The 12,176-nt window shown below is 48.4% G+C and carries 15 protein-coding genes; 11 read left to right on the plus strand and 4 right to left on the minus strand.

From position 1 onward, the window contains the following. The first annotated feature begins 114 nt into the window (after nucleotides 1–114). Nucleotides 115–468, plus strand: coding sequence for a carboxymuconolactone decarboxylase family protein (locus tag C1H71_RS18065; RefSeq protein ID WP_130107805.1), 354 nt, complete (start codon nucleotides 115–117; stop codon nucleotides 466–468). A 65-nt stretch (nucleotides 469–533) separates the two neighbouring features. On the opposite strand, the gene C1H71_RS18070 is transcribed toward C1H71_RS18065, so the two are convergent. Beyond that, the gene (locus C1H71_RS18070; RefSeq protein WP_130107806.1) at nucleotides 534–1,304 is read right to left on the minus strand and encodes an RNA methyltransferase; all 771 of its coding nucleotides are present in this window, start codon (nucleotides 1,302–1,304) and stop codon (nucleotides 534–536) included. Nucleotides 1,305–1,469: 165 nt separating this feature from the next. Between C1H71_RS18070 and C1H71_RS18075 the strand changes: the two genes are divergently transcribed. The 10 genes from C1H71_RS18075 to C1H71_RS18120 all read left to right on the plus strand — a co-directional run bounded on the left by C1H71_RS18075 (nucleotide 1,470) and on the right by C1H71_RS18120 (nucleotide 10,415). Next, nucleotides 1,470–2,252 carry an inositol monophosphatase family protein gene (locus C1H71_RS18075; RefSeq protein WP_130107807.1) on the plus strand — a complete coding sequence of 261 codons (783 nt, stop codon included), beginning with the start codon at nucleotides 1,470–1,472 and terminating at the stop codon, nucleotides 2,250–2,252. 325 nt (nucleotides 2,253–2,577) lie between these two features. Next, on the plus strand, nucleotides 2,578–5,163 hold the full coding sequence (gene mutS / locus C1H71_RS18080) for a DNA mismatch repair protein MutS (RefSeq protein WP_223145919.1): 2,586 nt from the start codon (nucleotides 2,578–2,580) through the stop codon (nucleotides 5,161–5,163). Between the two features lie 326 nt (nucleotides 5,164–5,489). Continuing rightward, the gene (locus C1H71_RS18085; protein WP_130107808.1) at nucleotides 5,490–5,936 is read left to right on the plus strand and encodes a hypothetical protein; all 447 of its coding nucleotides are present in this window, start codon (nucleotides 5,490–5,492) and stop codon (nucleotides 5,934–5,936) included. Between the two features lie 178 nt (nucleotides 5,937–6,114). Beyond that, on the plus strand, nucleotides 6,115–7,485 hold the full coding sequence (rluB, locus tag C1H71_RS18090; RefSeq protein ID WP_130107809.1) for a 23S rRNA pseudouridine(2605) synthase RluB: 1,371 nt from the start codon (nucleotides 6,115–6,117) through the stop codon (nucleotides 7,483–7,485). Between the two features lie 5 nt (nucleotides 7,486–7,490). Then, nucleotides 7,491–8,063, plus strand: coding sequence for a transcription elongation factor GreB (gene greB, locus C1H71_RS18095; RefSeq protein WP_130107810.1), 573 nt, complete (start codon nucleotides 7,491–7,493; stop codon nucleotides 8,061–8,063). Between the two features lie 20 nt (nucleotides 8,064–8,083). After that, nucleotides 8,084–8,302 carry a hypothetical protein gene (locus C1H71_RS18100; RefSeq protein WP_130107811.1) on the plus strand — a complete coding sequence of 73 codons (219 nt, stop codon included), beginning with the start codon at nucleotides 8,084–8,086 and terminating at the stop codon, nucleotides 8,300–8,302. Between the two features lie 21 nt (nucleotides 8,303–8,323). After that, nucleotides 8,324–8,536: a hypothetical protein gene (locus C1H71_RS18105; protein WP_130107812.1), complete on the plus strand. Its 213-nt coding sequence runs from the start codon at nucleotides 8,324–8,326 to the stop codon at nucleotides 8,534–8,536. Then, nucleotides 8,533–8,871: a HAMP domain-containing histidine kinase gene (locus tag C1H71_RS18110; RefSeq protein ID WP_130107813.1), complete on the plus strand. Its 339-nt coding sequence runs from the start codon at nucleotides 8,533–8,535 to the stop codon at nucleotides 8,869–8,871. Before C1H71_RS18105 ends, C1H71_RS18110 begins: the two co-directional genes overlap by 4 nt. A 155-nt stretch (nucleotides 8,872–9,026) precedes the next feature. Then, nucleotides 9,027–9,848 (plus strand): thymidylate synthase, encoded by an 822-nt coding sequence (locus C1H71_RS18115; RefSeq protein WP_130107814.1) that lies wholly within the window; start codon nucleotides 9,027–9,029, stop codon nucleotides 9,846–9,848. Between the two features lie 87 nt (nucleotides 9,849–9,935). After that, the gene (locus tag C1H71_RS18120; protein WP_130107815.1) at nucleotides 9,936–10,415 is read left to right on the plus strand and encodes a dihydrofolate reductase; all 480 of its coding nucleotides are present in this window, start codon (nucleotides 9,936–9,938) and stop codon (nucleotides 10,413–10,415) included. Nucleotides 10,416–10,480: 65 nt separating this feature from the next. On the opposite strand, the gene C1H71_RS18125 is transcribed toward C1H71_RS18120, so the two are convergent. Genes C1H71_RS18125 through rpe form a run of 3 tightly spaced genes read right to left on the minus strand, consistent with a single transcriptional unit; the run spans nucleotide 10,481 to nucleotide 12,170 of the window. Beyond that, nucleotides 10,481–11,149 (minus strand): phosphoglycolate phosphatase, encoded by a 669-nt coding sequence (locus C1H71_RS18125; protein WP_130107816.1) that lies wholly within the window; start codon nucleotides 11,147–11,149, stop codon nucleotides 10,481–10,483. After that, nucleotides 11,146–11,496: an arsenate reductase (glutaredoxin) gene (arsC, locus tag C1H71_RS18130; protein WP_130107817.1), complete on the minus strand. Its 351-nt coding sequence runs from the start codon at nucleotides 11,494–11,496 to the stop codon at nucleotides 11,146–11,148. Before arsC ends, C1H71_RS18125 begins: the two co-directional genes overlap by 4 nt. Then, complete coding sequence (gene rpe, locus C1H71_RS18135) at nucleotides 11,496–12,170, minus strand: ribulose-phosphate 3-epimerase (protein ID WP_130107818.1); 675 nt, start codon at nucleotides 12,168–12,170, stop codon at nucleotides 11,496–11,498. Before rpe ends, arsC begins: the two co-directional genes overlap by 1 nt. Nucleotides 12,171–12,176 lie beyond the last annotated feature (6 nt).

Genomic DNA, 12,176 nt, shown 5'->3' on the forward strand with positions numbered 1-12,176 from the left:
GCTGCTGGGTTTCCTGGCGAATGCCCGCTGGTAAAAAAACCGGTGGGTTTTTTCTTGCTGTTTTATATATAAAATTATATTATGTATTTATATATTTTAAAGGTGAAAGAAAAAATGAGCCACAACTACAAAGAAGTCGTAATTGACATCAGCGCACAGCTTGCCCAAATGAATAAAGCGATCCCAGCAACTATGGCGGGCTTTGGTCAAATGGCCAAAGCCACTCACAGCGATGGTGCGCTGGATAAAAAAACCAAAGAATTGATCGCAATGGCCATTGGTATAGCTGCCCGTTGTCAGGGCTGTTTAGGCTTTCATGCCAAGGCGTGTGTGAGTCTGGGTGTGAGCCGTTCGGAGTTTATGGAGATGCTGCAAGTTGTCATTTATATGGGCGGCGGCCCCAGTGTGATGACGGGGGCGGAGGCTTTGCAGGCTTATGAGGGGTTTGGCGGGGAAAAGGCGGCTTAAGTGCTGAAGTAATATCCAGAAAAAACGGCTTTGAATGAACTCAAAGCCGTTTTTTAATGCCTAGTTTATTTGGGTGGTTTAGGCCATCTATCTGTGGTTGTGGTGGCGCGTAGCCAGCCACGCAAAATATCAACTTCTTCTCGTTCCAGATTGGCGCGGGTAAACATGCGGCGCATTCTGGGCATCAGGCGTTTAGGGGCGTCGGGTTTAAGAAAACCAATCGTACTCAGCGTTTCTTCCAGATGGGTAAAGAAATGCTCCATTGCATCGTGCGTGGCGCTGTCTCGCTCTTGGGCAAGATGGGAAACATCATCGAGCAAGGTTGCATGTATCTCATAAGCGAACACTTGCACGGCTTGGGCTAAATTGAGGCTGGAGTAATCTGGATTAGTAGGGATCGTTGCCATACGGTTGCAAAGCAAAACTTCATCAATGGTTAAGCCCGACATCTCGGTCCCAAACACCAAGGCAATATCGTGGCCCGCTTGGATGCTCTGGATGATTTCTGGCGCAAGTTGCCTTGGGGTTTGTAATGGATGCGCCAGCTCTCTGCGGCGGGCGGTAAGGGCAATTTGCAAGGTGGTGCCTGCCAGTGCTTCTTCCATGCTGCTCACCACAATGGCGGTATCAAGCACATCGTCGGCATTGCTGGCTAAGGCAGTAGCCGTTTCTGAGGGAAATTCTTTGGGGTTAATCAAATATAGTTGGCTGATTCCCATCGTTTTCATGGCACGGGCGGTTGAGCCGATATTACCTGGGTGTGAGGTGTGAGAAAGCACAACTCGGATGCGGGAAAGGCAGCTAAGGGCAGAATTACTTGATGGATTTGTATTCATTATGTTTATTCATTTTGATAGCACAGGTAGAATAGCGGCCAATCTTATATCGGGTAGCTGCGAGGACTGCAGTGTTGCTTTGGCCGAATTATACCGCGCTTGGGCCTTACGCTTCTTTTTTTGCTGCCACCCTCATTGATCTTTTACTTTTATTCAGGAATAGCCATGCATCCAATGCTCAATACCGCTGTGCGTGCCGCACGCCGCGCCGCTTCAATTATCCAACGTGCATCTAGCAATTTGGATCACCTTACGGTAGAAAAAAAAGGCCAAAATGATTTTGTGTCTGAAGTAGACCGTGCGGCAGAGCAAGCCATTATCGATACCATTCTCGAAGCGTATCCAACGCACGCCATCTTGGCCGAAGAATCAGGTCGCCGCGGCGAATCAGAATACACATGGATTATTGATCCATTGGATGGCACCACCAACTTCTTGCATGGCGTTCCTCAGTACGCAGTATCTATTGCGCTAGAGTATAAGGGTGTGATCACCCAGGCCGTGGTTTACGATCCTTGCCGCAATGATTTATTCACGGCAACCCGCGGTGTTGGTGCTTATTTGAATGATCGCCGTATCCGCGTATCCAAAGTACGTGAATTATCTGAAGGATTGATCGCTACGGGCTTTCCATATACCCGCTTCGATAATCTCGAAAACTACATCAATATTTTCCGCGATATGACACAAAAATCAGCGGGTCTGCGCCGCCCAGGTGCTGCTGCCTTGGATCTGGCTTATGTGGCATGTGGTCGTTACGATGGTTTCTTTGAATTTGATCTTAAAACTGTTGATATTGCGGCGGGCTCTCTGCTGGTGCAAGAAGCGGGTGGTTTGGTTACCGATCTGAATGGTGAAGAGGGTTTCTTGCAATCTGGCGATATTCTTTGTGGTACACCCCGCGTATTTGGCCAAATGTTGTCAGTAATTCGTCAGCACAACGCTTGAGTTTTGCTTTGAATCGTTTTAAAAGGTCTGTAGGCACAGAGGTAAGCTGAGATCATAGAGCGCATAGAAAAAATATTTTGTGCTTTGTTACGTGGCTCGCCTCTTTAAAAAGCGTCATCTTCGATGGCGCTTTTTTTATCTGCTGTAGGGTGGGTTAGACCAAGCTTGAAGCTGATTTAGGATGCGATCGTTGTCGAGCCCACCCCTTTATGGCGTTATGGTGGGTCACGGCCAAGATAGAGTCGCGCCAGTGTTTAGTGCCTTGATCGGCCTAAGATTTACTTTGGTTTAAATGAAAATAAATTAATGGTTAAGGAGTAAAAAAATGGCGGAAAATTCAAACAAGAAGAGTGAGGCCAAGAGCGCCAAGCCAACTCACACGCCATTTATGCAGCAATACCTGCGTTTAAAGAGCGATCACCCCGATAAACTGCTGTTTTATCGTATGGGTGATTTCTATGAGTTGTTTTTTGACGATGCGATACGCGCGGCAAAGCTGCTGGATATTACGCTGACCACTCGCGGTTCAACAGCTGGCGAGCCGATTCGGATGGCGGGTGTGCCTTATCATGCTGCCGAGCAATATTTAGCCCGACTGGTGAAAATGGGCGAATCGGTAGCAATCTGCGAGCAGGTTGGTGAGGTAACAGGGAAAGGGCCGGTTGATCGCAAGGTCATGCGTATCGTTACCCCAGGTACGCTGACCGATACTGCCTTGATGGATGTAAAGGTAGAGAATCGCTTGTTGGCGCTGAATTTTGTGCGCGGCAAGATGGGTATGGCTTGGTTGTCACTCGCTTCGGGTGATTTTGCCCTGATGGATAGCACACCAGAAAAGCTCGCTTCAGAGATAGAGCGCTTACGCCCCGCTGAGATTTTAGTCAGTGATGATGCAGGGTTGGCGATGTTTGACCACTTTCAAAATGGCTCTGCCGTCATCAGAAAACTACCGCCTTGGCAGTTTGAAGTGGCTAGCGCCGTACGCAATTTAAGCCGCCATTTTGAGACCCATGATTTATCTGGTTTTGGTGTGGTAGACGGTATGTTGGCCCTAGGCTCCGCAGGTGCCTTGCTTGAGTACGTGCGTAGTACGCAAGGTGGCGCATTGCCGGTATTGGCTGGGCTGCGATGTGAATTGCAAAGCCAGTATATTGAGCTAGACGCGGCAACGCGGCGTAATTTAGAAATCACCGAAACGATTCGAGGTGAAACCTCCCCAACGCTATTCTCTTTGCTAGATCACTGCGCAACGGGCATGGGCTCGCGTTTGCTGCGTCACTGGCTGCATCATCCTCTGCGCTCTCAGCCGAAAATTTTACAACGCCAAAATGCTATTGTCGCCTTGTTGGCGACGGGGCTATTTACGTCTATCCACACGGCGCTTGATTGCATCAGCGATGTAGAACGCATTACGGCCCGTATCGCCTTAGCCAGCGCGAGGCCACGTGATTTATCTAGCTTGCGGGATAGCTTGGCGGGCTTGCCTGCCTTGCTGCAGGTGTTGCCAGAAGATGAGTTCTTTGCGGCATTGGCTAAGGCGCTTACGCCAGATGCTCAGATTCTTGAGTTGCTGAGTGCCAGCATTAAAACTGAGCCATCCGTGGTGCTGCGTGAAGGAGGGGTGATTGCCGATGGTTATAGCGCCGAACTCGATGAATTACGCGCCATTCAAACGCATGGCGGGGAATTCTTGTTGGCACTAGAGGCGCGTGAGCGTGAGCGCACGGGCATCCCAACGCTAAAGGTAGAGTACAACCGCGTGGCGGGTTACTTTATTGAAATTACTAATTCTTACGCGGGCGCAGTACCGGATGATTATCGCCGCCGCCAAACCATGAAGAATGCCGAGCGCTATATCACGCCTGAGCTCAAGTTATTTGAAGATAAGGCCCTGAGTGCACAAGAGCGCTCTTTGGCATTAGAGAAATCCCTGTATGAAGATTTGTTGCAACGCTTGCAGCCTTATCTAGGTGCTTTACGTTTGGCGGCACAAGGTTTGGCGACGGTGGATGTGTTGGCAAGCCTGAGCGATACGGCCGAGCGCGGCAACTATATCGCGCCGCAATTTGTGGATGGTCAGCTCTTGCATATCGAGGCTGGCCGCCATCCGGTGGTTGAGGCGCAGATTGATGACTTTATCCCCAACGATGTCGATTTTTCTGTGGTGCGAAAATTGCTGCTGATTACTGGGCCAAATATGGGCGGTAAATCAACTTATATGCGTCAAGTGGCCTTGATTGTATTGCTGGCCCATGTGGGGAGCTTTGTTCCGGCACAAAGTGCTGTCATCGGCAAACTTGATCGCATCTTTACCCGTATTGGGGCATCGGATGATTTGGCGGGTGGGCGCTCAACCTTTATGGTGGAAATGACCGAAACCGCCAATATTTTAAACAATGCCTCGGAGCACTCCTTAGTTTTGATGGACGAAGTGGGGAGGGGGACGTCCACCTTTGATGGTTTGGCCTTGGCGTGGTCAATTGCGAAATCCCTTATCGAGAAAAACCGTGCCTATACCTTGTTTGCCACGCATTACTTTGAGCTAACGCGTTTGGCACAAGATTATCCAGTAGTGGCTAATGTGCATTTAGATGCCGTTGAGCACAAAGATAAGATTGTGTTTTTGCACACCGTACAGGAAGGCCCTGCATCACAAAGTTATGGTGTGGCCGTGGCGCAGTTGGCTGGTGTGCCTAAGGATGTGGTGAGAGCGGCAAGGAAAAAATTACTCGAGCTTGAATCCAATAGCGTACAAGGCGGCATGCAGGGGGATTTGTTTGCATCCGCCGCTGCCGCGCGGATCGAGCCTGATTCGCATCCTTTGTTAGATGCGTTGGCAGAGGTCGATCCAGATGCTTTAAACCCACGAGAAGCGCATGATTTATTGTATCGCCTCTGCGCTCTGCTCTAAGCTGGTTTGATCTATATCTTTGAGTTTTTTTGGGGGTGCAATGGCTTTGCAGAGGGGGAGGATAGCCTCTGATACTGTACTAAGAATCATGCGCAAAATACTTTGGCTTTTGCAAAGCGCCCCCTATAATTGAATCATCCATGCTCCATGTTTGTGTTTATCCCACTAAAAAGCAGTGTTAATGGGTGAAAATTAGCATTAAATACTTAAATTTTTAAGTTTTAAGCAAAAAACTCGAAATAATGTAAATTTTACCATTTGGAATGTAAGGCTGTTTGCTAGTATAAATCCATAAGCAAATATGCTTTTCCTAAGAGGGAGTGGCTGTGAATACGGTGTCTGATCTTACAGTGGCGGGGCGTGATAACCAGGGCAGTACTTTACTGGAGATTGCATCTCTTTTATCGGATGGAGCGCCTAATGAAGGGTTCTCTTTAACGGAGTTAAATACGAAGGCTTCGGCGGAGTTAAAGCGTTTCGGTTCAGACTTGCAAGGCCAATTGGGATTGATAGGCGTCACAGTTCCTCCTGCTTTGCAGCTCAGAGGAGATAATGTTGGGGCTTTGCATGTCATTGGTGAGCATGTACTAAAATCTGAAATTGAAGTTTTTTTAAATGCGAATACCCGTATTCTGAAATGGTATAAAGAAGTGGAAGTGATGCATGAAATTTTACGCAGCACACAATTGGGTGAAGGACAAAGCTTAGAAAATCAAGTTTTCAACTTGGGTTTAACCAGCTTGGGCTGCGTTGCTTTTTTTTCTATGCTGTAACAGTGCAGTGTCGTTAATGTTTGTTTCATCATTGTGATGAAACAAACGTCAATAGCCAGCTGCAGAAAAGCTTGCCGCCGCCGAGAGTTTATCGGCGGCGTTGTTATTCCGAGGGATGAATATCCTGTAGCACGCATATTCAGGTTATAATCCTCTGTTTTTTTGGAAAGAAACGCACATGAAAACCACCCGATCACGTCGCCCCCAGCCGGCTATTGCAGAGCGTAAGGCCAGCGAGCGCACCGCGCAGTCCGCAGGTGTGGGTAAGCGTACGGGTGGCAAGCCCGCCGGAGATGAATACTCAACCCGCAATCCCGCCTTTGGCAAAGCAGCTGTAACCAGTGCAAAGCCCACAGCCGGCCGTGGGCGCAATGCGCCAAGTGCAAGTGCGCCAGTCGCTGGCCGAGGCCGCAATGTTGCAGTGGGCACTCCTGCTGCGTCACCAGCACAAGGGCGTGGTCGTCCGGCTGCTGCGCCAGTTGCTCAGCAAACACGTGGTGGCCGAAGTGGCCGTGGTGCGGATTTGCCAGCGTCCGCTTATGAATCCAGAGGGCTGCGTACCCCACGCTCTAAACCAAACCCGCAGGGCGGCAAAGCTGAACGCCCAACTTTTGAAGCGCACAAGGCCGTTGCAGCTGCCAATGCCGCCGTTGGTATTGAAGACGAAACCCGAAAAATCAAATACAAAACGGTGAGCCGTGCTCGCCGTATGCAATTGCGCCAAGGCTCGGTTAAAGAGCTGCAAATGCAAAAAGAATTACGTGAACGCCGCGTTGCCACCACAGAAATCCCAGCCGAGCGTCTGCAAAAAGCGCTGGCCTTTACCGGCTATGGCTCACGCCGTGCTATGGAAGACGCGATTGCAGCAGGCAAAGTATCGGTAAATGGTAAAATTGCCGCTTTGGGTAGCAAGGTTAGCTTGGGTGACGATGTTCGCTTTGATGGCAAAAAAGTTGTATTGAAATGGCCAGATCGCTTGCCGCGTATCGTGATGTATCATAAGCAAGAAGGCGAGTTGGTGAGCCGTGATGACCCTGAAGGCCGTGTTACCGTGTTTGATCGCCTGCCACGTTTAAAATCTAGCAAATGGGTTGCAGTTGGCCGTTTAGATTACAACACCAGTGGTCTGTTACTGTTTACTACATCGGGTGAACTGGCCAACCGCATGATGCACCCTAGCTTTGAAGTAGAGCGTGAGTACGCAGTACGTGTATTTGGTGAGCTGACACAAGAGCAAATCAATGAAATGCTCAAAGGTATCGAATTAGAAGATGGCACGGCCCATTTTGCCAGCCTACAGCGCCGTGGTGGCGAGGGCTTTAATCACTGGTATCACGTTGTGCTTAAAGAGGGCCGTAACCGTGAAGTGCGTCGGATGTTCGAGCATTTTGGTTTGATTGTTAGCCGTTTGATTCGCGTACGCTTTGGTGCAATGACTCTGCCTGGTCGTTTACGCCGTGGTCATTTTCACGAACTAACCGAGTTAGAAATCTTAGGTGTAATGCGTTGGGCTGGCCTGAAAATCAACGGCCGCCAAGCTGACGAGTAAGCCTCATGAGTAAAGCGTTTATTCGGGAAACCGAAACCTATGATGATGAGCTGCCTAGCGAGCTACGTGTGCCCGCTGGTAGTAAAAATTATATGACCCCCGGTGGCTGGCGTAAAATGAAGGCAGAATTTGCTCAGCTGGTGCAAAAAGAGCGCCCCGAATTAACGCTACTGATCAACTGGGCCGCCTCTAATGGCGATCGCTCAGAAAACGGTGACTATATCTATGGTAAAAGGCGATTGCGTGAAATTGACCGACGCATTCGTTTTTTAACCAAACGTCTTGAGTTAGCAGAAGTCATTGACCCAGAGCTGCGCGAAGCGACTGATCAAATCTTTTTTAGCGCTACGGTGAGCTACTTAAGAGAAGATGGCAGGAGCGAGACGGTGGCGATTGTAGGTGTGGATGAAACTGATATGAAGCGTCACTATATTAGCTGGACATCCCCCGTTGCTAGGGCGTTGATTAAGGCTCGTGAAGGCGATGCCGTGCTCTTGCGCACTCCCGCCGGAATCGAAGAACTAGAAATTACTGACGTGATCTATCAGGCACTAGACACCGAAATGCCTAGTTTCTAGGTGTTTTACTTGGTATTTGCTTGCGGTACCTTCTCCCCATCGATACCTTACAACGACCCCGTAATAGTCTTTTTCGCCGCGTTTTACGTAATATGGCGATGCGTATTGTGTTCGCTGGCGCACTACTGTCGACATTAAGCTATTACTGGAGCTACGTTAACTTCCAAGAAGAAGCGCTCGCTAATTTAGCGCAATATATTTCGGCGCGTAGCCAATTAGAAAGTGAGTTATTTGAATAGGCATAAGCAAATACTAAAATTGTGCGCGATGAATTTTTGCGCCGCAATGTATTGCTTGATGAGACTGATCCTGCCCCTGCATTTCATTCCCTGATTGCGCAAGATAAAGATGGAATGTGGCGTGTTTGCGTGCAAAAAGATGATTCCGAGCGCAAAGCAACCATTGCAATCTTGCCCGATATTCCACAAACGCCCACGTTTATGCGCCAAGTATTCAAGGGATGGCGCATTTGATTGCTACTCGTTTGGATGAATGGCCTAGAGAGCGGATGTTGGATCGATTGGCTGGTATTAGCTTGCTTGCAGATCGTACTCAGTGCATTTTGAGTAATTTATTAGATCACGAAGCATTAAAAAGTGGCTCTGTGCAGATTCATATGGAGTCGCTTTGTTTAACTTTATTGCAAGAGTTGTTATCCAGTTGGGAAGAGCGTCTTTCGGCTAAGCAGCAGGTTTGTTTATTGGTGACTTGCAATGAGCCCGTATGGGCAGACCGGCAAGTGTTGTGGCAAGTGCTGGATAATCTACTATCTAATGCGTCAAAATACGATTGTGAAGCGCTTGGTTGAAGTAATGCATGGTCGTAGTCAGTTTGGGAGTGGGGCGACCTTTGTGCTTGAACTGCCTTCTTCTGCGTCGATAGCGTAAAAAATAATTTATTGCCTAGACGTTGGCTGATTGCCTGATTAAAATGCCGATTTAAGTCAGAATCGGGTCCCTTTTTATGCATCAATATTTGGACCTCTTGCAGCATGTTTTAGACCACGGAGTCAGGAAAGAAGACCGTACGGGTACCGGTACGGTTAGCGTCTTTGGCTATCAAATGCGCTTTAATTTAGCCGATGGCTTTCCACTCGTCACAACCAAAAAAACGCATTTAAAATCGATTACGTACGAATTGCTGTGGTTTTTACGTGGCGAAACAAATGTGAATTGGCTGCAAGAGCGCGGCGTAAAGATTTGGAACGAATGGGCGGCTGCCGATGGTGAATTGGGGCCTATCTATGGCTCTCAGTGGCGTAGTTGGCCAACCGCTGATGGCCGTCATATCGATCAAATAAGCGAAGTCGTTCGGCAGTTAAAAACCAACCCAGATTCCCGCCGAATTATTGTATCGGCATGGAATGTGGGTGAGCTGGATAAAATGGCGTTGCCACCTTGCCATGCTTTCTTTCAATTTTACGTAGCGCCTGCGCAAGCTGGGGACGCGGATCAGCGCGGTAAGCTATCGTGTCAGCTCTATCAGCGTAGCGCCGATATTTTCTTGGGTGTGCCATTTAATATTGCTTCTTACGCCATGCTGGTGATGATGTTGGCGCAAACGTGTGATCTGCAAGTGGGTGATTTTGTCTGGACAGGGGGTGATTGCCACATCTACAGCAATCACTTTGATCAAGTCAAAGAGCAGCTTTCCCGCTCGCCCCGTGCCTTGCCCATTATGAAGCTCAACCCAGCGAAAAAAGATATTTTTGATTTTGAACTTGAAGATTTTACCTTGGAAGCTTACGACCCTTATCCGGCTATTAAAGCCCCAATCGCGGTTTGATTTCAAAAGCATTCTGACCAGTGCGGATCGGCAAGCAAGGCCGCGTTCTTGGCTGCTTTTGAAATGAAGATGGAATAAAGAATAAAGATGGATATAGCAATTATTGCTGCGGTTGCGAAAAATGGGGTTATCGGGATAGAAAACCGGCTGCCTTGGTCTTTGCCTGAAGATCTAAAAAACTTTAAAGCGCTGACGATGGGCTCGCCCATGCTGATGGGGCGTAAAACATTTGAGTCTTTGCCTGGGCTTTTGCCAGGACGCCCGCATTGGGTGCTGACACGTAGCCCAGAGTGGCAAGCAGCTGGTGCAACGGCTTATATCAGTATTGAAGACACCTTAGTAGCCGCAGAGGGGTATGAAAAACTGTTTATTATTGGCGGGGGTGAAATCTATACCCGCGCTTTAACTTTAGCCAATGTGCTTTATTTAACAGAGGTGGCATTAAGCCCCGTTGGAGATGCTTATTTTCCTGAGTTTAATAAAGCAGAATGGCAAGAGGTATCGCGGCAGCCTCAGCTAAGCGCTAAAGGCATTGAATTTGCCTACGTTGAATATCGTCGAATTTAACTTGTGCTGAAAAACCCGCCATTGGCGGGTTTTTTCTTGGGTGCTGCATTTGATATTTAATAGATTTAATCTTGTGCTTCTAGCCAATTCAATAATTCATCAAAACGGCCAATGGTGACGTCTGCGTCAGGCATATTGATAGCAACCCCATAGCCATAGCGGACAAAAGCCACTTTACATCCGGCTGCGCGTGCAGCCAGAATGTCGTTTTTAGAATCGCCCACCATCAATAGCTCAGCAGCACTTACGCCCATTTGTTGCATCACATGCAGTAAAGGTTCGGCATTCGGTTTGCGGGTCGCTAATGAATCACCACTGACGATAACTTCAAATACCTGATCAATGCCCAGCTCTTTTAATAACGGTAGTGTAAAGCGCTCAGGTTTGTTGGTGACAATGGCCAGACGATAGCCGCAATCGTGCAATTCGTTCAAGGTATTTGCAACGCTAGGGTAGAGCTTGGTTTTAAGCGTTAGTCCTGCTTGATAATGCAGATCAAAACGAGCAAGCGCTTCTTTTTGTGCTTCGCTGCCCGTGAAGTTGGCGGCCATATCTGCAGCCATGGCGCGGGCGACGAGACTTTCTGTGCCATCGCCCACAAAACTCTCAATTAACGCTACATCCAGCGTTGCAAGACCGGCATCGCGACGGGCGGCGTTGGCGGCGTGGGCAAGATCGGGGATCGAATCGGCTAAGGTACCATCTAAATCAAATGCAAAGACTCTGATACTCATACGGGTGTGTCCAATAGCGTGAAAATATTTTCTAGGGGCCGACCAATTGCAGCACGGCCTTGATAGATAAGAATAGGGCGCTCAATCAGCGTTGGGTGCTCGGCCAGCAACGCAATGATTGCGGTATCGTCTAGCGCCTGTGCGGCGTACTGCTCTTGCCACAGGGTTTCTTTGCTGCGAACCAAAGCCAGTGCGCTGATGTTTAACTGGTTTAATAACTGGCGAATCTGCTCTTCATCAAGCGGCGTCTTAAGGTAATCAATGATTTCTGGCTGCAAGCCTTTTGCCGTCAGTGCAGTAAGGGCTTCTCGGCTTTTAGAGCAGCGGGGGTTATGGAGTAATTGCATTATTTAGCAAGCTCGGCACGCATTTGATCGATAACCGCTTTGTAATCAGGCTTGCCAAAAATAGCGGAGCCCGCCACAAATGTATCTATACCTGCCGCCGCAATTTCAGCAATATTGGCTGTATTTACGCCGCCATCTATTTCTAGCCAAATTTCACGTCCTGTTTGTGCCGTATAGGTATCAATACGTGCACGTGCTGCTTTAGCCTTAGCTAAAACACCGGGGATAAAGCTTTGTCCGCCATAGCCTGGATTGACTGACATTAATAAAATCATGTCGATTTTATCCAGAACATAATCTAAATAATGAAGGGGTGTTGCAGGATTAAACACTAAGCCTGCCTTACAGCCGTGTTCTTTAATAAGGCCGAGTGAGCGATCAATATGTTCAGAGGCTTCGGGGTGAAAGGTGATGATGTTTGCGCCCGCCTTGGCAAAATCAGGAATGATGCGGTCAACGGGTTTAACCATAAGGTGTACATCAATTGGCGCGGTGGTGTAAGGGCGAATGGCCTCACAAAACATTGGGCCCATTGAAAGATTGGGGACATAATGGTTATCCATTACATCAAAGTGAATCATATCTGCGCCAGCAGCGATCACATTTTTAACTTCTTCGCCCAAGCGTGCGAAGTCAGCAGCAAGAATGCTTGGTGCAATACGAAAATCTGTCATAACAAG

It is taken from the genome of Iodobacter fluviatilis, from assembly GCF_004194535.1.
Classification (GTDB): Bacteria; Pseudomonadota; Gammaproteobacteria; order Burkholderiales; family Chitinibacteraceae; genus Iodobacter; species Iodobacter fluviatilis_A.